General features: G+C 49.9%; 16 protein-coding genes. 5 read left to right on the top strand and 11 right to left on the bottom strand.

The window, feature by feature from the left end; translation table 11 throughout:
- Positions 1-451: 451 nt before the first annotated feature.
- From PJI16_12750 to PJI16_12730, 5 genes are all read right to left on the bottom strand, one after another.
- Positions 452-2,047 carry a DUF262 domain-containing protein gene (locus tag PJI16_12750; protein ID MDT3778430.1) on the bottom strand — a complete coding sequence of 532 codons (1,596 nt, stop codon included), beginning with the start codon at positions 2,045-2,047 and terminating at the stop codon, positions 452-454.
- 311 nt (positions 2,048-2,358) lie between these two features.
- The gene (locus tag PJI16_12745; protein ID MDT3778429.1) at positions 2,359-3,357 is read right to left on the bottom strand and encodes a hypothetical protein; all 999 of its coding nucleotides are present in this window, start codon (positions 3,355-3,357) and stop codon (positions 2,359-2,361) included.
- A gap of 221 nt (positions 3,358-3,578) precedes the next feature.
- Positions 3,579-4,262: a DUF4145 domain-containing protein gene (locus tag PJI16_12740; protein ID MDT3778428.1), complete on the bottom strand. Its 684-nt coding sequence runs from the start codon at positions 4,260-4,262 to the stop codon at positions 3,579-3,581.
- 587 nt (positions 4,263-4,849) lie between these two features.
- Positions 4,850-5,131, bottom strand: a complete 282-nt coding sequence (locus PJI16_12735; protein ID MDT3778427.1) for a hypothetical protein — start codon at positions 5,129-5,131, stop codon at positions 4,850-4,852.
- Between the two features lie 478 nt (positions 5,132-5,609).
- Positions 5,610-6,089, bottom strand: a complete 480-nt coding sequence (locus PJI16_12730) for a hypothetical protein (protein ID MDT3778426.1) — start codon at positions 6,087-6,089, stop codon at positions 5,610-5,612.
- Between the two features lie 333 nt (positions 6,090-6,422).
- Here PJI16_12730 and PJI16_12725 point away from each other — a divergent pair, with 333 nt between their 5' ends.
- The 3 genes from PJI16_12725 (at position 6,423) to PJI16_12715 (ending at position 10,091) form a co-directional block, all read left to right on the top strand.
- Positions 6,423-7,292 (top strand): OmpA family protein, encoded by an 870-nt coding sequence (locus PJI16_12725; GenBank protein MDT3778425.1) that lies wholly within the window; start codon positions 6,423-6,425, stop codon positions 7,290-7,292.
- A gap of 100 nt (positions 7,293-7,392) precedes the next feature.
- Complete coding sequence (locus PJI16_12720; protein ID MDT3778424.1) at positions 7,393-9,510, top strand: marine proteobacterial sortase target protein; 2,118 nt, start codon at positions 7,393-7,395, stop codon at positions 9,508-9,510.
- The gene (locus PJI16_12715; GenBank protein MDT3778423.1) at positions 9,480-10,091 is read left to right on the top strand and encodes a class GN sortase; all 612 of its coding nucleotides are present in this window, start codon (positions 9,480-9,482) and stop codon (positions 10,089-10,091) included. Before PJI16_12720 ends, PJI16_12715 begins: the two co-directional genes overlap by 31 nt.
- 155 nt (positions 10,092-10,246) lie before the next feature.
- On the opposite strand, the gene PJI16_12710 is transcribed toward PJI16_12715, so the two are convergent.
- The 5 genes from PJI16_12710 to PJI16_12690 form a co-directional block, all read right to left on the bottom strand.
- Complete coding sequence (locus PJI16_12710) at positions 10,247-10,720, bottom strand: isoprenylcysteine carboxylmethyltransferase family protein (protein ID MDT3778422.1); 474 nt, start codon at positions 10,718-10,720, stop codon at positions 10,247-10,249.
- A 514-nt stretch (positions 10,721-11,234) separates the two neighbouring features.
- Positions 11,235-12,368: an acyl-CoA desaturase gene (locus PJI16_12705; GenBank protein MDT3778421.1), complete on the bottom strand. Its 1,134-nt coding sequence runs from the start codon at positions 12,366-12,368 to the stop codon at positions 11,235-11,237.
- Positions 12,369-12,531: 163 nt separating this feature from the next.
- Positions 12,532-14,121 (bottom strand): radical SAM protein, encoded by a 1,590-nt coding sequence (locus PJI16_12700; protein ID MDT3778420.1) that lies wholly within the window; start codon positions 14,119-14,121, stop codon positions 12,532-12,534.
- A 289-nt stretch (positions 14,122-14,410) separates the two neighbouring features.
- A complete protein-coding gene (locus PJI16_12695; protein ID MDT3778419.1) occupies positions 14,411-15,808 on the bottom strand; it encodes an ATP-binding protein in 1,398 nt (465 codons plus the stop codon).
- The gene (locus PJI16_12690) at positions 15,801-16,478 is read right to left on the bottom strand and encodes a response regulator transcription factor (protein MDT3778418.1); all 678 of its coding nucleotides are present in this window, start codon (positions 16,476-16,478) and stop codon (positions 15,801-15,803) included. The genes PJI16_12695 and PJI16_12690 overlap by 8 nt, the downstream gene beginning before the upstream one ends.
- Before the next feature lie 540 nt (positions 16,479-17,018).
- On the opposite strand from PJI16_12690, the gene typA reads away from it, so the two are divergent.
- Positions 17,019-18,857 carry a translational GTPase TypA gene (typA, locus tag PJI16_12685; protein MDT3778417.1) on the top strand — a complete coding sequence of 613 codons (1,839 nt, stop codon included), beginning with the start codon at positions 17,019-17,021 and terminating at the stop codon, positions 18,855-18,857.
- 446 nt (positions 18,858-19,303) lie between these two features.
- Positions 19,304-20,173, top strand: a complete 870-nt coding sequence (gene dapF / locus PJI16_12680) for a diaminopimelate epimerase (protein MDT3778416.1) — start codon at positions 19,304-19,306, stop codon at positions 20,171-20,173.
- 418 nt (positions 20,174-20,591) lie between these two features.
- Here dapF and PJI16_12675 read toward each other — a convergent pair whose 3' ends face one another.
- Positions 20,592-21,617 carry a cytochrome c peroxidase gene (locus PJI16_12675; protein MDT3778415.1) on the bottom strand — a complete coding sequence of 342 codons (1,026 nt, stop codon included), beginning with the start codon at positions 21,615-21,617 and terminating at the stop codon, positions 20,592-20,594.
- Between the last annotated feature and the right edge of the window lie 306 nt (positions 21,618-21,923).

Genomic DNA, 21,923 nt, shown 5'->3' with positions numbered 1-21,923 from the left:
GGCAGCCGAGGTCCTTTTGTTTCGGCAAAAGGACCCAAAACCATTGACGCCCCGTTCCGCCTCACCAGATTGATCGGACGCGAAGGAGGGGGAGACGGGCTAACTCGCGGGGCTCACACAAGCCCGTCAAGAACAAGAGCGTCCGATTAGGGGCCGAACGGCAGGCGTCGGTCAGGGGAAGGGAGGGGGAGGGGAAATTAATTGGAATGCCTGAAACCCATCAAGGAAAGTTCCTGTATCCTCGATACATTCGTCATGGCTGACAGGTATTTTAATAACACAATTCTCATTCGGTTTAATTAATCTGCATATTTTATTATATTGCAAGACCCAATCTATTTAGGTTCGCGCCATGCTAGGCTACAAGCTTGTAGTTACCCAGAAACACTAGCTTGGCGTTAGCTGTTTGTATGAACTAAGGCAAGAGTTCGCCGTTATGCAGAGCCGATCATCACCCCGAGATCAGTCCAGCGACATAGTCGGATATGATCTTCCCTCGTGCTGCAAGGAAGTCGGAGTAATTCGCCTTTTTGTAACTGAAAGACGAGGGCTTCGGTAGGAGGTTTGAAGTGAAAACTTCGTCAGCGTCCTTGCCAAGCGCTGCGACAATTGTCGGAACATACTTCGAGGGGGGACTATCACTTATGGTCTTATTGGACGTAGAGGTGAGCATGACGATGTTTCCCAAGGCGTTAGACTCAAGCGTTTCTCCGATGGCTTTCAGATACGCTCTTGGGTAGATATGGTGGTACTCTTTCTTGTTGTATCCTGAAAGAGCACTTTGAACGTCAATGGACATACCATTGGTGAGGTTACGCGGGGGAGCAGATGCCAAAGCCAAGATGTATGCCCTTGACCTAGCCACATTGCTTTTAAACTGAGTATTTCCCCAATCATTGGGATTCGGCACACGGCCAAACTGTTCACCATCCCCTTCACCATTGAGGACGTACGTCTTGACAACCTCTAGGTCACGCGAAACAAAGTTCTCTCCGCCGATTTTATAACGTTCTCCGAACGAGGCCCGCCAGAACCATTGCTTCAGGCGATTGGCCTGCAACGCGGATAATTCCTTAGCATCTCTGAAAATGTATGTCGCTACAAGCAATACGGCTTCGTAGGACAAGAAATCCCAACTGTGAATTAGGAACTGGGTACTAAGTGCATCTACTGCAGACCTAAGTGCGGATTCGGTACGCGCTGCCAAGCTTTCAATCTGTGATGTCGAAAGGTTTCGAAGTTCGCGAAGCGATTTATCTTGAATAGATCCAGAATGTACGGCGGAGAGTGCCTTAAGGATTGTAGAGCGTTCCGTACTACCGTAACCCTTTGAATCAAGCGCAGATAGCACACCGGCTACCTTCTCGTTCAGGTCGAAGTCTTCAGCCCATGTGGCTGCAACCATGAGGTCGTATGTGGATAGTCTTGTACCTGAACTATTGATTCTTTCGAAGATTGGGCAAACCTCCTCAATGGTTAGATCCTTGAGTGTAACTACTGGAAGTTTGTACTGAGTGAATGCGGAAATAATATCGTCGAGTCGCTCTTGCAGGATGGCAGCATTGGGCAGATTTAACAACGAAGTTCGGTAGTTCAATAAGCTGGTGGTGTTGAACATCTTTCGGAGAGGAAATATGTCTGGTCTGGATATGGGCCCTTTGATTTCAATGAAAATTTCGCTTGTGAGATCATAAGCCGCGGTATAACCGCCTTCCTTTTCACTCGCTCCAAGGCACGAGTACATAACTGTTAACCTCTGTTGCCCGTCCAATACGTAATTCGTCGGCGTGATTTCGTCTGTGGTAGGCAAACGGAAGCTACCTATGTCCCTCGCTGCATTGAGCTTTTCAACAGTTTTCCAGAGCAGAACGCTGCCAATCGGATATCTATTTGCCACAGAATCGAGCAGGTCTAACGCTTGATCGTCTTTCCAGACGAACTTTCGTTGAAACTGAGGTATCTTGATTTCCCCCTTTTTGATGTCTGCGATTAGTTGTTGGAAGTAAGCTGTTTCGGTTGCTAGCTTTGTAGATATATCGGACTTCATGCTGTACCTTTATTCCTTGGGTTGTCACGTACAAACATTACTAGGGTTTCTAATGTTTCGAGACACAGGTATTTCGCCACCTAGCGTTAAGCATCAACGACACCCGGATTCATGCGAGTCTGCTGCATCCTGTTGTTATGCAAATCTGTCATTGTCACTGGATCAAGACGGGAGAAGTACCCCAAAATAAAGCTCTGATACTTTACCTTCGACTCTCAACAGCAGATTTAACCCGCTAATACACGCCAAAGTTCATCGTCGGTAATGGAGCACAGCGGAATTGTCGTCTGGTGCATTGCCATTTTGTGCAATCATCTAAAGGTATTCTTGCATTCTTTAAATAGCTTTTCCGCCTCAAATTCCGACAGTGTTACTAATGAATTCGGAAAATAGAAATCTCGCTGCAGAAGCTCTTTAATCGCACCAGGTGAAAGGCACGTAGTGATATCTGCTGTGGCAAGGTCAACGCCACATATAAAGTTGCTCAATTTAATGGATCTCTCCTCTTCTTGCAATTCGTCATTGTAGAATTCCTGTATTGTTGCTGTACCCCTTCCAACCCCAATAACTCCAAAGCCATTGTGATAAAGGAATATATACGACTTATTCATCCACGATCCGATAATACTACGGCGATCTCCATAAGTGGCCGCCTTCCGTCCCCTAACCATATCCAAATATGCCTTGGGGTTGTATTTCCTGTTGGTATTGATCCAACAATTGTAGGAATTTTTCTGGAACCACAGTTCATTTGATAGTTCAAAATACCTCTTTCCAGACACCTCATAGAACCGATAGAAGTATTCTTCTATATCGACACCCAATCCCTTCCAGTAGCTAGAAACCCTTCCCGTATCCTCTGACGACGAATGAGAAATTACAATGACCTTTTGTTTCTTGTTGAATTCCGTAGGATCGACCCGAAAACCGAAGTGATCCTCAAAGGCATCTATTAATTCGTTTCGCTCGGGATAGCATTTTTGGGAATGGTCGTTCATTTCTTTGTAGCGCCAGAATGAAAAATGCTGTGCATAATCCAACGCTTGATAAATTTTTCCGCGGTCATAGTGCCCTTTTACCTTAAGCTCAAAAATTACTAGGTCCCCGCTACTATTGACCGCAAACAGGTCTGCTTCCTTCTGAAAACTGCGTTCATTGCCAAACACCAGGTATTCTGGGAAAAGAAGGTCTCCAATGATCCCCTTTAGATAGTTTTCGAGGTCCTTCTCGTCCCCATCAAGCGAATCGACTATACTCATTCCAGTTACAGGCTTGAATCCTTTTACCTCTTCTTCCCATTCAAATAGCATATTTTCAATCCTTTACCGCATAACACTCAATGTTTAGGAGAATCCCCATAAGAATCGGATTTGCTCATTTCTTTCCGTAGAACACACCATAGATGATTTTTCTGAGCAAAAAACTTAATTTTGACCCCGATACAATGAGTTGCAGGTCGTAAGATCTGACTCCAAGCACAAGCTGGCCAAGCTGGTTGGTGGTAGAGTCCTGCTTATCGTGGGTAAAACATTTATTTCATAGGTGGCTTGCCAGCAGCAGCAAGTTTGACATTAAGTCGCTTTCGGAGTTCCTCTAGTCGCTTTGGTTGAACGAATACAAAATCGAACATGGCCTCAATTGTGCCAATAAGCCATTCTGCCTCTCCGGGTTCGACATCAATAATTTCTCCTGTGCTGGAGTCTTTCAAAGGATGTGCAGCAAAATTTCCGATGTTTCGAACAGCGTCAACTTGGGATGAGAGCGCTTGAGGAACTCCTGGTAGCTCTAGGAACAAATCGATTTCTTTGTCGAGGCTCCGAGCCTTCAGATTAAAATGGTTGTGCAGAATATCCTGAAGCAGTCGACGACTGAGGGCCGCGCTTGCCTTCGGACTGATCTCCTGTACCGCGCAGGCCTCAACGTATTCGTTTTTGAACCGTTCGGGTACTTCTGGATCCACGGGTTTAGAACGCCGAACCACAGGATAGAGAATCTCCTCGCTCTCTGAAAAAAGTTCCCGCGAACTCTCAAATTCGTCGTCGTGTTGCCAATAGGTGCCGTAACGTCGCAAAACAATGAGTTGTTCGCACTGCGGACAAAAACCGTGGGCAAGGTCAAAACCCCATTGTTTTTTAGCCTTGTGTTCAGCAGGATAAACATTACTTGTTCCACTGAAGTCAAGCTTTATGCCGGTTTCACAATGTGGACAAAGCATTATTGATCCCGCAATCTAAAAATAATTAGGCAGGTCCACAAAAGAGCCGAAACTGCCAGCTCTTGAATAAGATCAAATTTCTGACAACGCCTTCATAAGCCATTCAAGGCTCATTTAACGTCCCCGCCAGGAGATAATTTAATAATCGTCGAGATAAGTCAAGGAAAGATTCGTGTTTATTCGGAAATTATTCGAGGCCGAAACCAAAGACTCAAATCTACTCGGTCTCTTTTCAAGAACAAAAACAATCGTCGGGCTGGGCACAGATTCTTCGCCGGTGGCTCAGAATGACAATTCGGTTGAGAACTCCGACGCCTGCCGCCCGTCCCATGATCGGACGCTCTTCTTCTTGACGGGCTTGTGGGAGCCCCGCGAGTTAGCCCGTCTCCTCTCCTTCGCGTCCGATCAATGTGATGAGCCGGGCGGGGCGTCAATGGTTTTGCCCACTTTTGCCGAAACAAATGTGGGTCGGCCGCCGGGACGAACCCCGGCATTTATCGTTTTTAGGAGTCGGCAGGAATTTTTTCTAAGACTTCTTGAAAGAGGCGCTCCACCCGCTCACTGGGCAAGACAACTTCATAGGCCATCTAGACGTCCATTTTTTTGAAGAGGCGCTCGGCGGGTACGGCTTGGCCCTGAGCATAGTCTTTCCGGGCTTGTTCGATTTCCCCAAGGAGTTTTTTGTCCTTTAATTCGTCAAGCGTTTCGACAAGATCCACCATATCTGCATAGGGCACGAGGAACGAAACCGGTTTGCCATGGGAGAGGACCATGGAGGGAGACTTTGACTTGATCAGCTTGGATAATTGAGCTTGGGCTTCTCGCACATTGACAGGCTTGGCTTTTCGTAACAGGTTATTGACGCTCATGATGACTTCTCCTTATGTATGGCACTTGTATGTACATTAACGGAGGCCTTTTCCGATGACAAGGTAAGAGGCCTGGAGAACACCAATAAAAGATCGATTTATTCCGCGATCGCATCTATGTCATTAAAAGCAGATGGAGACCATATTACTTGACCCATTCTTGCAGACTCTGTTTGGCTGCTTCATGGGGAACCCCTTTTTCCTTCGCGGACTTCACGCTCAGCATGTTCAAATTTTGTTTTCACGTAAACGGCATGGATAACATCATCCATTGTGCCCTCATCAGGTAATGCGTCAGTCAATGACTTGTCTGGCAATATCTTTGACAGCCATTTCACTCCTCCTTTTTATAGGAATAGATGTAGATTTTATGCAAGAAAAAGTAGGACAGAGTGTAGGCCATGTCAACTAATGCCATACTACCTAAACACCATGGGTGGTCTGGGCACAGATTCTTCGCAAAACTCAGAATGACAATTCAGTTGAGAACTTCGACGCCTGCCACCCGTCCCATGATCGACGCTCTTTTTCTTGACGGGCTTGTTCGAGCCCCGCGAGTTAGCCCGCTTCTTCCTCCTCCTCGTCCGATCAATCCGATGCGGCCAGGCGGGGCGTCACTGGTTTTGCCCACTTTTGCCGAAACAAAAGTGGGTCGGCTGCCGGGACGAAACCCGGCATCACAGAACATCACGACAATGCCAACCCTGCAGTTATGACGAAGTCTCGACTGAGGTTGTTCCCTTGGTCCGACGCCTGCCGGCTGGCCCACGGGAGGACGCTCTGATTCCCTGGCGGACCTTGTTTGAGCCAGGTGAGTTGGTCCGCCCTCCTCAACCTGGCGTCCGTCCCCTCTCATGAGGCCAGACGGGGCGTCACTTGGTTTTGGGTCCTTTTGCCGAAACAAAAGGACCTCGGCTGCCGGGCCGAAACCCGGCATTACAAAAAATCGCAATAACACCCACCCTGCTGATACGGCGGAGAAATAACCCCAGAGCCTCCTCTCTCTTAATAGACGATGCGGGGATATCCCCGCATCCACTCATTCGTCCCCGCAATCCCCGCAAAACCACCACTCCCACATCACGCATAAACCACTGTTTTACAACATCTTTTTCTTTTCATCGTCATGGCAAGCCCCTTGCGATAGGACCTTTTCAACAATCGCATTCGCAACCGGAAAGGAGGTGAACAGTTACAGGGGCCAAAGGGCGGATTATCAAAAGAGATCGCGAAACAAAACGATCGGACATACCAACGACTACTTCTTAACGACTTAACCAAGGAGACAGACATGAACGTGAAAATTTCTCAGCCACCCGCATCACAGAAGCACACGGAAACCCCAAACCCTGAGACCGGAGCCGGTCCAACGGATACCAAGGAAATTGTCTATCTGGCCTCCGGCTTACTCATTCTGGTCATTGGTATAGGCGGCCTCTTGATGTATTCCGAGGATGTCCCGCTGCCTGCCACGGCTTCTCAGGGAATTGATAAAGGGCAAATGGCGGGTGCGTTTACCTCCACCGAACGGCAACCCGCTTCTTACGAACCGATGGCAGTGAGCCAGGCCTCGGGTGAAGAGCCGTTGACCGAGGAGATCACCCCGATCCCCGGACCGGGTGAGAACCCGCCGATGGCAGAGACGGATGTCTATTTCGCATTTAACGGATGGACCTTATCCGACGAGGCCAAGGACAATCTTAAAATCCAGATGGAGAGCAGGCCGGAAGGATGGAGCGGCACCCTTCAGATCGTGGGACATACTGACGCTCAGGGGCCGGATGTCTATAACCGTGCGTTGGGGCTCAAGCGAGCCCAGTCCGTGAAAACCTACCTGCTGTCGCTTGGCATTCCTGAGGACGACGTCCAGGTGGACACGTTGGGGAAAGACGGAGCGATCTGCCAGGAAGAGACGCCGGAATGTTTTGAACAAAACCGGCGGGCCCATGTGGCGTTACTCCCTGCTTCAACCACAGAAGGAGAAGAACTCCAACTGTCGATGATTCCTGCGGACACGGACAGCCCGGCTGCGGAAGAACTAGTTCTGACAACTGACGAACCACAAATCGCTTCTACGGACACCGAAGTCTCCTTGCCGGAAGACATTCAGGAGGAATTTGTCTCTTCCGATCCACTCATCACGGTCGAGTCCCTTCCCTAAGACTCTCACCCCGGGTTGGCCCACCACGCTGTGGGTCAGCCCGGGCCCGCCCTGACGGACAGTTTTCACAAGGACCTCTCACGACCATAAAGGAGCAGGTATGAATTACTGGAAGCAACTTCTTCTGCCTCTCGCGTTTTGGCTCACCGGCAGTGTGGTGGATTGCCTGGGCCTTCCTCCTGTTTTTGCTCAACCTCTGGAATCTCAAGTCACGGCACCAGCTCACAAGGCCGGACCGGACCTGCAACCGGGCTTGATGATTCGCCCGATGTCCGGGGAAACAACTCTCCCCGCCCCCACCGTCTCCACCCATGTCACCACCACCATCAGCGGGCTGATCGTGCGCACCACCGTCTCGCAAACCTTTCACAATCCCAGTGCGGAATGGGCCGAGGGCATCTATGTCTTTCCGTTACCCGAACAAGCGGCCGTCGATCACCTGCGTATGCGGATCGGCGACCGGGTGATTGAAGGAATCATTCAAGAACGGGCCGAAGCCAGGAAAACATTTGAACAGGCCAAGCGCAAGGGACAGCGCGCCAGTTTGCTGGAGCAGGAACGACCCAATGTGTTTACCGCATCCGTGGCAAATCTTGCACCGGGGGAACCCATCATTGTGGAGATTGAAATTCAGGATACGGTCCGGTACGACCAGGGCCGGTTTTCTCTCCGGTTTCCGATGGTGGTCGGGCCCCGCTATATCCCGGGCACTCCCCTGTCTATGGTCGAGGCACAACTGCATACAACCGGTTTGGGATGGGCCGTCAACACCGACCAGGTTCCCGATGCGTCACGGATTACGCCACCGGTCCAACATCCTGGCCAAGGCCCCATCAATCCCTTTACCCTTCATATCGATCTGGCACCCGGCTTCCTGCTTGATCAAGTGGAATCCCCGACTCACCCCATTCATATTGAAACCCATTCCAACGGACGCACGCACATAGAGTTGACCGACTCTTCCACATTTGCCGATCGCGACTTCGAATTAGCCTGGACCCCGCAAGCCACCCATGAAGCCCAAACCCAACTGTTTCTAGAGGAACACGACGGTGACACCTACGGTCTGGTGTTTTTCTTTCCCCCACAACTCATCGAAGACGGCCCGGATGAACTGAGCCGCGAAGTTATCTTTGTCATCGACACCTCAGGCTCCATGGCAGGCGCATCCCTTGTGCAGGCCAAAGCCGCACTCACCCTAGCCGTGTCTCGTCTGACGCCTAAGGACCGCTTCAACATCATTCAATTTAATTCCATCACAAAACATTTATTTCCGCAGGCCGTGCCGGCTGACACCCGCGCTATTCAACGCGCGATTTTGTATGTGAACAGCCTTCAAGCTGAGGGCGGGACGGAAATGCTTCCGGCTGTGGTTCAAGCATTGTCTCATCAAAAAGAAATACAGAAATCTCTCAGGCAGGTCATTTTTATCACCGACGGATTGATCGGCAATGAGGAGGAATTATTCGCGACCCTTCAACGTCTCCTCGGCCAGACCCGCTTGTTTACCGTCGGCATCGGCTCCGCACCCAACGGACATTTTATGCGGAAGGCCGCGCGACATGGCCGCGGCACCTTTACCTACATCGGCACCACGAAAGAGGTGCAAGACAAGATGCATCGCCTGTTTGTGAAACTCGAACAACCCGCATTTCTTAATCTCGCACTGGAAGGTTCCACCGATGGGGCATGGGATCTTCTTCCTGCTCCACTGCCGGATGTGTATGCCGGGGAACCGCTCATGGCCGCGTTTCGATCAAAAACCCCTCCCGCCCATCTGACCATTTCCGGGACGCACGGAACCGTTCCCTGGAAAAGAATTCTGCCTTTCACAGCCGGACTTTCCCGTTCAGGCATCGCGGTGCATTGGGCCAGGCAAAAAATATCCCAACTCATGGATCAACAGGCTTCATCGTTCCAACCTGATCAATCCGAACAGGAAACGGAACTCCGACAGGCCGTCATTGACCTGGCTCTCCGGCATCATCTCGTGAGCAAATACACAAGCCTGGTCGCCGTGGAAACCAATCCGGCGCGGCCTGAACATCGCCCACTCCAATCCCATGCGATGAAGACCAACCTTCCGCATGGCATGCAATACGAGGCAATCTTCGGCTGGCCACAAACAGCCACACCCTCCACACTTTATCTTCTGTTAGGAATCTTCATGGTCGGGATTGGATGGTTATGGACGCGACAACAAGCCGCACGGACGTAATACCGCGTGTGCGTCGAGTATTGGGAAGCCTGATGTTGGTCCTGGGAATCTGTTTGATCGGTCAGGGGCTGTGGATGCCCATGAAGGCTATTGCCGCACAATGGCTTTTGCAACAGGCGTGGAGTACGACTCTCAAGACACAGCAGCCAGCCAAGCCCTGGCCATGGGCCGACACCTGGCCGGTGGGACGACTGATTGTTCCGCGACATGGCATCGACCAGATTATCCTGGCCGATGCCAGCGGACCATCGTTAGCCTTTGGGCCTGGGCAGCTTTCCAAAAGTATAAAGCCTGGTGAACCTGGCAGCATCGTGGTGAGCGGACATCGCGATACACACTTTCAATTCTTACAATATCTTCTGGAAGACGATCTCATCTATGTGGAATGGCCGACCGGCCATCGATCGGCTTTTACCGTTCAGGAACTCACCGTGGTGGATAGTCGACACACTCGTCTTGGCAATTATGACCAGGCGGAAACTTTGATCTTAACGACCTGTTACCCCTTTGATGCCCTCATACCCGGAGGGCCGCTCCGGTATGTGGTGAAAGCAGAAAAAGCGTCAGCGGTAGAGAATTGAAATCGAGTAGGAGTATGAACAGTGAATTCTCATAACAGAATATGAAGCATAGCATGAGAAACAGACAGGTGTGGCAAACCTAACGGAAGTGTTCCAGCACATGACGTGGCGTAAAAACGGCGTAGAAAAAATCCTCACATCGCTCATCGATGAGATCACAGCCAGCGTCTGACGCTCGCTTTATACTGCACATAGGCCTCCCCGAATTTTTGTTCAAGATAGGCCTCTTCGCGTGCGATGACGAAATGGTAGAGCAACAGGGCTGCAGGGATCGCGCCGAACAACACCCACCAACTATGAAGAATCATGCCGGCACCGATACACATGGCACACAACGCCAGATAAATCGGATTGCGTGAGATACCAAAGAACCCGGTCGTGATGATCTTCGTAGTTGGCTTCCAGGGTTCAATGTGTATGTTCAGACGCCGGAATGACCTTGAGGTGATAACGATGAGTAAGAGTGAAATCCCGACCAATGCATACCCGGCAAAATCTAAAACCGATGACTGTGGAATCCTGAGGGGAACCACGTACTCCAGAGCATAGGCCAGAAGCAGGACGACTAGAACAATGAGTGGCGGCGGAACCTTGACCGCTGCACCTTTTTTGTCAGGCTCAGGGCTCATAACCACACTGAATATAATGTGGGTAAAGGATGTTGAAGCCTTTAGATGGTCTCCTCATGGATTTGAGGATGTCTTCACTCCTGGGGGCGGGAAAGCTATCAACCGTTCCTACCTCCCTTGGTCTCCTCTTACAAAGAAGGGATAATTGAAGAAGAGGAAAAGGGTAAAAGAATAATGCCAAAACTCAGCAGAAAATTAAAACGGACCAGTGTTTCCAATGGTGAATTTTTCTTTCAGGATCGATGTGGCTTCCCTCACGTTCAGGTCCTTCTGCAGCACTTGTGCGAATGATCGCATTTTTTAAGGGGCCTGGACTGTGCGTCTTCAACCTGTGCCCCTTCCCCCATTCCGTCCTTCATACATCCGCCACACAAAGATTCGGTGATTCCTTCTGGTTTTGGCGGGGTTACCCCAACACACCATCAAAATTTGTGACCCCATGATGCGTTCTTTCATCATCCTACTCCTACTCACCCATTAGGGACTGGATCTTTCAGGAAGAGGAGCTAGCTCTTTAAGGCACAGGATGAACACCCAAGCGGGGTAACTCACTCAACGCTTTCAATGTGCGAAAGTGACTCTTCAGTGCGGAAAGATAGGTGGGGCAATCATTATAAGGAATGTGGAACTCTGCGGCAGTTCGTCTGAGGATTTTGCTGATCTCCGGATAATGCGTGTGACTCACTTTAGGAAATAGATGATGCTCGATCTGGTAATTCAGGCACCCCGAAAACCATGTGAGGCATTGATTATTTCTTCCAAAATTTACTGTTGTGGCTAGCTGGAGGACTGCCCATTCGGATTCGACATTAGGCGGATTCTCTCCCCGCGATTTCGGATACGCGGATTTTTCCATGATATGAGCCAGATTGAAGATCAAGGTCACACTCAGACCTAGCGTGAGGTGGAAAATCACCAGACCTACGACACATTTCCAGAACGGCTGAAAAAGGAAAGGCGTGACGATGAACACGGAAAAATACATCGCCTTAAATGTCCAGAATTCGATTTCATCTCTGCTCGACATTGATGGATATTTCTGAAATTGATTGATCCTCATCGTGAAATAGTGGACAAAATCTTTTATGAAGATCCATTCGATCGTGGACAACGCATAGAGGAACCAGCAATACAGATGCTGATGCTTGAATTTTTTTTCCCAAGCCTGCCGAGGACTCATCCGCAGGGCCCCTCTTGTCTCCAAATCATCATCCCATTCCAGTATATTCGTATAACTATGGTGCAGAACATTGTGCTTATGGCGCCAGAAATACCGACTGACGCCTAACATGGCGCAGGAGCTCCGTGCAAGGAACAGGTTGACGGTGGGGTTGGCCGAAAAAGAATTATGGATCGAGTCATGGAAGATGTTGAATCCGACCCCACAGGCGGCGAAGGCCGTTGACACACAAAGAAGCAGTTGAAATGCACCGTTTGAGCTGGCCAACAGCATACCAAACGAGATAAAAAACCAGATAAGAACGATTGCTGATTTCAGATACAGGCGTAGATCATCACGGCGATTCCTGCCCGCGAAATGGTCATCAACACGGGCCCGAAGAACGCGAATAAAATTTCCACGACCCTTGTCGACAATCTTGGGCGTCTCGTTCCTGGCGATCACGATGGTATGGCCTCTTGACTTCATCTTTGAGAAACCTGCTTGAATTTTTCCCGATTATTAAGGTTGGCGATCTATTGGTCTGCTGAATGGGAAGGCTAAGTGGAAAATCCCAGAGTCACGCATAACCCCGAGTAGCCATCTGAAAGACTGAGGCTGAGGTATGCGATAATGCAGTCCTGACTTGTTCTTATATAGCCGCGCTTTCTACCTTGGGGAGTGGGCTTAATGCGACAAGAGGAGGAATCGGGTCCTGATAGGAATTAAGGTACGCATGATGATCATGCATCGTGGCCCCTTCAGGAAGCATGTCATAGAGCGAACCTAATTTTCCGCGGATTTTCCTGGCATAGAACATTGGAAGTTCTGATGTTTCCCCTTCCAGAAATTTTCGGAACGACACATTCGTATCCATCAGTCCTCTGATCTTGGTGTGATACTTGATCCGGCCAAACCCTTCACTCGACACCGACCGAATGAAATTAAACCATCTGGGAACCCAGCCACGATTCAGCATTACCCGCTTGGCAATCATCGGCCAGGAAAACGCATGCCGTGACAGATCCACGACATGATCATAAAATTCCGGCCAGGCATAATGTTTGGGCCGCACATTCATCGCATGATTATTATCCAGAAAATGAAAAGGGAACGGGAGCACCCGACCGTCCCGTTGCAATTCCCGATTAAACGGCGCGGCCTGGCCAAATGCCGTCAATAGGGAAAATGCCGGAAAGGCCCCGGGCGCTAAATCCAGAAATTTCCTGGTGAGTTCAAACGGTTCAGGTCCCTTGTCGGAATCCAAGCCCAACACAAAATTCACCTGGACATAGGGGATATAGCGGAGAATCAGATTGATATGATCGGCCACCTGCCTCACTTTGTCCTGTCCGGTGTGGCGACCGGTCCGTGACTTATCGCCCATGTCATACCACGACTCTATACCCGGCAAAATCGCCTTGAATCCATTTTGTTTTAAGCGTTTCAGGTGCGGTTCGGCCAGGAGCGACAGGGTACTTTCTGCAATGAAGTCAATACTATTGGGTGGAATCGCCGTTTCAATGGCATTCATATATTCCTGAAACCGCACCCCGAAATTTGGGTCGTGCCAGGCCACAATCGGTCGCTTCAACTTTGTCCGAAGAAATTTGAGATCCTCGCTAATCTGGTCAAACGACAAGGGCTGATAGTCGACATTGGCGTCCACACAAAATCCGCAGGTATAGGGACACCCCATGCTGCCGATCATCGGCACCACTTTAAATGACGTGGGCGCCTTGGCGATGGTTGGCTCAATAAATTTCCAGCGCTCCTTCGCTCCAGGCAACGCGGTCGGTTGCCGGGTTGCTGCGAGCTGAACTCCTAGAGGACGATGCTGCGCACAATCCGCCAGAATATCCTGAATGAGATTCTTGTCCGTAAACCCCACGACATAATCGAAGTACTTGGCCGCATCCTGCGGATAGCTCCGAGCATGAGGCCCGCCCAGTACCGTCACGGCCCCTCGAGCTCGAAACATGCTACTGATGGCATAGGCGGTCAGAGCGGACCGGGTAAAAGCCCCGATAAACACAATATCCGTCTCATCCAGCAATTCCCGGTGAAGATCTTCACGACCGGTATAGCAGACAAAGCGAACCTGATGGCCTAATTCTTCACACCACACCCCAACGACCTGCGGCATAATGCTCGCCAGGTTTTGATTCATGACCCGGGCATAGAGAGAATTGGTCGGTCCCTTCGTAACAAGATCCAATATCGTCACTCGACGTGGACGCATACATAACCTCCATACACTCAAGCGCTAAGGCAGGAACAGTTCCAGAATGGGGAAATAGGGTTTGTTAGCAGCCTATGCTGCCCGTGAAGTTTGAAATCGAATCCCGTTGATCGTTCGGAATTGGGGGGGGATGTCATTCTTGTTGGCACGAGGATTCATTCTGATCGTCATTCCGAAAGTTCTGCCCCATTTCGCCTTTGTGAAGCTCCGATCTTGTCCCAACGTAGAAAAATTTGAGAAGTAAAAGATCTGAACGGTTAATAATTTCCCAATTATACACGAATGAATCTTACCGAACCTGTTTTAAATTATTACGGATTGGTAAGGTTGCGGGTTTTTTGTACAACTGGGCATTGTGCATGGGAAATTCCAGTGTCACACGTAATCCTGGATGATTGTCGGAAAGACTGATACGGATTCCATGAAGATCCGCAATCGCCAAAACTAAACTAAGGCCAAGCCCGCTACCGGTTGACGTTCGACTGGTTTCCAGTCGATAAAAGCGTTGGAAAATTTTTTCTCGTTCGGATTCCGGAACGCCAGGTCCCGTATCGGTAATGACGGCCGTTACCCCGGATAGTCGTTGAGAAAGGATGAGAGAGATTCGGGCACCTGACGGGGAATGGCGAATGGCATTTTCCAAGAGGTTGACGAGCATTTGGGTGATCAGTCTGCTATCCCCATGGAACTGCAGATCCGGTTGGATGGTCGCAAAGAGAATTTGATGACGCTCCTCGGCAATCGGGGCGTAGGTTTCTTCAAGGATTTCAAAGATTTCACTGAGTGAGATCTCATGAAATTTCTGCCGGTAGGCACCAGAGCCCAACTGTGCGATTCCCAAAAGGGCACTGAACGTTTCCAGGATTTCATCATTTTGTTTGAGGGCCTGATCAATAGCCTGCTCATAATCCTCCAGAGAGGTCGCCCTGTTACGCGCTCCTTCCAGTTTCTGTCGCATCCGCGACAACGGCGTCCTCAAATCATGAGCCATATCTATTGAAACCTGGCGCAATCCTCCCATCAATTTTTCAATTTGTGCCAGCATCAGATTAATTTGGCGACTTAACCGATCAAATTCGTCATGGGTTCCCTTAAGAGAGATACGACGGTCAAAGTGCCCATTAATAATGTCCCCCACAGTGAGATTGATTTCTTCCACACGTCGCAAAGTAATGGCGCTCACAATCGCTCCACAGGCAAGCCCCAATATGAGAATAGCGGCTAACAACCAGCCAAACGCTTGCCGTAAAAATTCTTTCGCCGCTTCAAGATCTCTTAAATCCTGCCCGACCGTCAATTGGGTGCCATCCGGTAACAACACCGTCTGCGCGCGAAGTTTATGTGATGCATGATCAATCGGGATTTCTTTCGGTGGCAGCTCCTGAAACCATTTTCGGACAGGAGCCCCTGACGGCAAATTCTGAACAATTGATCTTCCGGCGCTATCCCGCAACAGAAGGTAAGTCCCCGGTTCCACCAGATCGGGATTCGCCGAATTAAGAGATCCGGCCTGATACTCCTTGACGAGCATCTGAATCTGCCAGGTGATTTCTCCGTCAACACGCTCAAGTAGATACCGGACGGCTATCCAATAGGAAACGACAAATGTGGTGATCACAAAAACCGCAAACAGGCACGCGGTGAAAAGGGTTAATCGGAAACTGGCCGTCCGTAGAAGCTTACGCATCGGCACTCATACGATAACCCGTGCCGCGGACGGTATGGATCAGTTGCTGTGTAAAGCCTTTATTGATTTTCATCCTCAGACGGCTGATATGCGTGTCGACCACGCTGGTCCGGGGATCAAAATAGAAATCCCATACATGCTCGAGCAGCATGGTGCGGGTCACCACCTGACCGGCATTTCGCATGAGATATTCGAGCAGGCGGAATTCCCGAGGCTGAAGCTCAATGCACACCTCTCCCCGTTTTACGATTCGGGTGAGTAAATCCATTTCAAGATCCCCGACGCGCAACCGTGTCTCAATCATTGACATGGGCGGACGACGACGCAGAGCCTCAACTCGAGCCTTTAATTCCGAAAAGGCAAAGGGTTTAGTGAGATAATCATCACCACCACATTGGAGTCCTTCGACTCGGTGATCAATCCCACCCAAGGCACTGAGAAAGAGTACTGGGGTTTTCACATTCGTAGTTCGCAGTCCTTTGACCAGGCTAATCCCGTCAAGACTGGGTAGCATCCGATCAACAATCAAGACTTCATACACCTCATCGATGGCCTTTTTAAACCCTTCCTTCCCATCCGTAGCAATATCGACCACGTATCCTTCCTCGATTAGACCACTGGCAATATAGGACGCCGTTTCCTGATCATCTTCCAGCACGAGGATCTTCATTACCCTACGCAAGCCTTTGTATTTGGGATGGGGATAACCTCAGCATAACATGGTAAAGGGCCCTGTCTCAGCTAAAATATCCTGGCCCAACACCTGGAGCGAACGGGAAAACCTCTTCCACCCTATCATGAGACCATTTTGCGTTTATCGGTTTTACCCGACGTAAGTCCATCGTCTTGAAACTCTAAAGCCCGCCTAATTCGCCCCGGTATATCGCCTTCGTTTAAATCGGAGGCTAAGTAGGTTCCGGTGAATCTCACCTTCAAGAATTTCCTTAGGAAAGGGGAAAGAATGGCCGTCAAACGTTGAGGGGGCTTTTTGAAATTTAAGGAAAGTCAAGGAAAACCAGTTGCATTAGAACTGATCTTCCTGTACGGTTTTGCAAGAATCGACCGTCTTGCAGGATCCAAGCCATTCTCCGGCTGTTCTGGCCGGTGCCGTAGCCCAAACCTCCTCAGACCGGCCTCGATACGCAACCTCAGCATAGAACAATGTCGTTCATGCTTCGTCTGGTTGTGCCCAACAAAGGAACCGACTCTCATGCTGAATCAAAAACGCCGAAAAGACCTTCGCAATGTCGCCATCATCGCTCACGTCGATCATGGCAAAACAACGTTAGTGGATGCCCTGCTCAGGCAAACCGGCGCGCATGTATTTAAAGAAGGCGAAGCGGTCATTATGGATTCAAATCCATTAGAAAAAGAACGTGGGATTACGATCTTTTCGAAAAATGCTTCCCTCCTCTTTAAAGATACCCGCATCAATCTCGTTGATACCCCCGGCCATGCTGACTTTGGTAGCGAGGTCGAGCGAATTCTGCGAATGGTGGACGGCGTGCTCCTGCTCGTGGACGCCTTTGATGGCCCGATGCCCCAAACCAAATTCGTCCTGAAAAAATCCTTGGAACTGCATCTCAAACCCATCGTGGTGATCAACAAAATCGATCGTCCCAGTGCAAGGCCCGAAGAAATCGTAAATCAGACATTTGATTTATTTTGTGAACTCAACGCGACCGACGAACAATTAGATTTCCCCATTGTGTACGCATCCGGAAAAGAAGGAAAGTCCACCCTGGATTTAAATGATCCTGCCGTCGACATGAAGCCTTTATTGGACACGATCATCCATCGGGTCTTGCCGCCAGTGGCTGATCCTGAGCAACCGTTTCAAATGCTGGTGACCATGTTGGAATATGATTCCTATATTGGACGTGTGGCTGTGGGACGGATTGTCCATGGCATGATTGAAGTCGGCAATCAAATCGTCGCCGTGAAACGGGATGGCACCATTTCTCGGGGTAAGGTCACCAAGCTTCTGGCCTATCAGGGTCTGACCCGGGTCGAAACCGGTTCCGCTCAAGCCGGAGACATTATTTCCCTTGCCGGGCATCAGGACGTTCGGGTGGGAGAAACCTTAGCCTCTCCTCAAAACCCGACTGCCTTACCGACCGTCAACGTGGATGAACCGACGATTTCCATGAACTTCTCTCATAACACCAGCCCCTTGGCCGGGAAGGACGGGGGGCGCTTTCTCACGTCCCGACACATTCGAGAGCGCCTGGCTCACGAAGCCATGATGAATGTCGGTATTAAAGTTGAGGAGGCCGACGGTGGCGAGCGATTTACCGTCTCGGGACGAGGCGAACTCCATTTGTCCATTTTAATCGAAACTATGCGTCGGGAAGGGTTTGAATTAGAGGTATCCCCGCCCAAAGTCATTTACAAGGAGGTGGACGGCGAAACCCTGGAACCCGTTGAACTCGTGGTCATTGAGGTAGACCCCGGTTATCAGGGTGCGGTTATCGAAGCGCTCGGCAGCCGGAAAGCCGAAATGAAAGACCTGCGAATCAGCGCGGTCGGCACCGTTCGCATGGAATTCCACATTGCCTCGCGTGCCCTTTTAGGATTTCGCGGTGAATTATTGAGGATGACCAGAGGAAGCGGAGTCATGTCACAAATTTTCTATGAATACCAGCCGTTTAAAGGAGAGATTCCTCATCGTTCGACCGGCGTGCTCATTGCTCATGGTCCTGGACAGGCCGTGGCCTATGGTCTCTGGGGTCTTCAAGACCGTGGAGAAATATTCCTCCATCCTGGAGTCGATATTTACGAGGGCATGCTGGTTGGGGTCAACAACAAAGGCAACGACCTGGTCGTGAATGCCCTTCGCGAGAAAAAACTCACCAATATTCGGGCGTCTGGAACCGATGAAGCCATTCACCTTATCCCGCCACGGGAAATGACCTTAGAATTCGCGTTGGAATTCATCGAAGATGATGAACTGGTCGAAGTGACTCCCAAAAATGTGCGCCTGCGTAAGCGCTACCTCACCGACAACGAACGCCGGTCGGCTCGTAACATGTCCAAGAAGGCTCAATGAGCTCCACCTTCTTCTCGTGATTGATCTGATATTTTGGCCTCGCTTTCACTAACCCGTGGCAGCGAGGCCCATGGCCCTTCCCTCCCATTCAACCCCTAAGGCTTGCGAGCAAATGGACTGTTCGATGTGCTCGGAAAAGCATTGAACCGATCTGAGGTGGGACACCGCCCCATTGTGACCTTTTTCCACCATACTTCTAATAAATGGCTTGCGCGAACTCCTGGTTGCATCCTCTCCATCATCAAGATAGACCGGCTCCTGTTCTTATCAGGCAAATGGTTGGCTAATTCGCTATAAGATTTTGCCTTCTTCGACGTTTTCTCCCCTTAAGTGCTTTCCTCTTTCAACATTTTTACGTATAATTCAGGCCCTACCGTCCAGCCGGGAAAAAGCCTTGTAGGCAGGGCCGATCACCCGATAGCAGTCCATTCCATTGTGGAGCAGGCATGAACAACACTTTTTTCAAAGGACATGGCTTGGGGAATGACTATATTGCCCTCGACCCGGCCAAAATGTCTTTTAAACTCACACCGCGGACCATCCGGGCTCTTTGTGATCGGCATTGGGGAGTAGGAAGTGACGGCATTCTGGCGCTCGGCCCTTCCAAAAAAGCCGACTTTGGTCTGCGCATTTACAACCCTGACGGCAGTGAGGCGGAAAAGTCCGGTAATGGACTGCGGATTTTCGGTTGCTATCTGTACCACACCAAGCAAACGAGGAAAAAACACTTTACCGTCGAAACCAAGGGCGGCCTGGTTGAGATTCATCTGGACCTCAACGGTCATGGGTTCGTGAATGGGGCCACCGTTGACATGGGACGAGCATCGTTTCAACCCATCTCCCTCCCCTGCACCTTACGGGTGCCTGAGTTGATTCAGCAGCCGGTCAAGGCTGCAGGGCAATCTCTTCGGTTTACAGGCGTCAGCGTCGGAAATCCGCATTGCGTGGTGTATAAGAAACAGGAAGAACAATGGACCCGCCAGGACCTTCTTGAGATCGGCCCTGAACTGGAAAATCATATTATTTTCCCGAAACGAACCAATGTCCAACTTGCCATACCCACCGGGCCGCGAGCCATTTCTATCTTGATTTGGGAACGGGGTGCCGGGGAAACACAAGCCTCCGGATCATCGGCCTGTGCGGCAGCCTCTGCAGGAGTCCGATTGGGCTTAGTCAAAAGCCCCGTAAGGGTGAAAGCCCAGGGGGGTACTCTAGATATTACCGTTGATTCTCAATACAACATTACGATGAAAGGCCCTGTGACCGAAGTGGCCAGAGGGGAAATTAGTCAATCATTTATAAATGGACTGCGCTAAACAACGTGTTAGCTCCTCCCCACCCACTAGGCCGTTCTCCGAGTTTCCTTCACCCGTTGAATGATCTCTCAAACCCTCGCGGATAAGCGAGGACATTCCGTTTGAACGGCCAGAATCACTCTCCCTTCCAGCAGGGCATGGTGTTCCCCGACTCTCTCTCTCGGATACTTTTAAACAATTTTCTTCTGTTTTTTTCTAGAATATTTCGGAGGAAATGTCGGCGGGCATGGGCGTCAAACTTCCCGCCACGGGACGATTACCCAGACCTTTCGCCCCGTGACAATTCAGACAATAGGTCTCCCTGCTCCCCAATTTCTGTGGGATCATCTGCCAACACCTTTCCCACAAGCAGGATGATATATACGATTACGGTACCAACTTAGAAACGAATATCCACCGATTTTCCTTTTAATCCGCTTTACTCTGGTAACGTTGGAAACTCAAATGGAATCGGTTCGCCGGTCAATGCCTGCATGAAAGCAATAAGGTCGGTTTTCTCCTGCGGTGTCAATCCCAGGGGTTTCATCAACGGACTCAACTGAGGATTCGCCTTCCCACCTTCATCGAAAAAGTCGACAACTTCCTCTAAGGTTTTAAAAGCGCCGTCATGCATATACGGGGCGGATTCAGTAATGCTTCGAAGCGTTGGAGTTTTGAATGCGCCTTTATCGCGTTCTCGAAGAGTCACATAATACCGGCCCAAATCTTCTTTCATCGGTCCGACTTGTGGCACGCCGAGGTTGTGAAACTGATTATCCGTAAAATTAGAACCGTTATGACACAGAATGCACCGGCCTTTTCCTTTAAACACGTCCATCCCACGTTTGGCGTCTTCGCCCATCGCTTTGGGATCACCTAAAACAAATTTATCAAAAGTCGAATCGGTGGAAATGATGGTGCGTTCATAGGCGGCTATCGCTTCCGCGATTCCCTGCAAACTGACACCGGTTCCAAATACTTTCTGGAACTCTTCCTCATAGCCTTTTATTTTCGCAATTTTAGGAACGACACTTTCATGGGTCTCGGCCATCTCAACGGGATTATGAATAGGACCAATGGCCTGTTCTTCCAGAGAGCCGGCTCGACCGTCCCAAAATTGGAAGGGATTAAATGCGGTATTGTAGACAGTCGGCGATTGCCGGCCTCCCCGCAGTCCTCCAACTCCCGCCGAAGTTTGATTGGGATCGGCAAATCCCGTGACAGGGTTATGACAGAAAGCACAGGAGATCGCATTGTTTTTGGATAACCGTCCATCAAAATACAGTTGTTTGCCCAAGGAAATTTTTGCGGCATAATTCAGATTTGTCGGTGGTGTGGGGACCACCGTCGGAAGGGGGCCAATATCCGGAACCACATGACCATCCACTGTGAGCATTCCCTTTGAGGAATCAAATCCAGGCTCACTCCCCATCGCGAGTGAGGCAATCATGAACAGTCCCATCATCCCGCAAACACCTGCGAAAACTTTCCCCTTCCTACCTGTCCTCATTGGTTCATTTCCTCCTGATTTAATTGGTCACATTCACAGCAATTTGTTCAGTCAATAGCATCCCGGACATCTGACACCTGAGAGCAATTTTTTTCAATAATTCAGTGTACCTCGAATGTTCGCAATATGGTAAGACCATGCATCTAAATGTGAAAGAGATGCTCCCCCTTGGTCTTTTCAGGTAAGTTCCTTGTCAACATGAGAGCGTTGCGACTTATTCAGAAACCATGGGTCCATATTCCCACCTTCGCATAATCCTCC

The sequence above is a fragment of the Nitrospira sp. MA-1 genome, from assembly GCA_032139905.1.
In the GTDB taxonomy this organism is placed as follows: domain Bacteria; phylum Nitrospirota; class Nitrospiria; order Nitrospirales; family UBA8639; genus Nitrospira_E.
The sequence above is the reverse complement of the archived record's forward strand: the minus strand, read 5'-3'. Positions and strand labels throughout refer to the sequence as shown.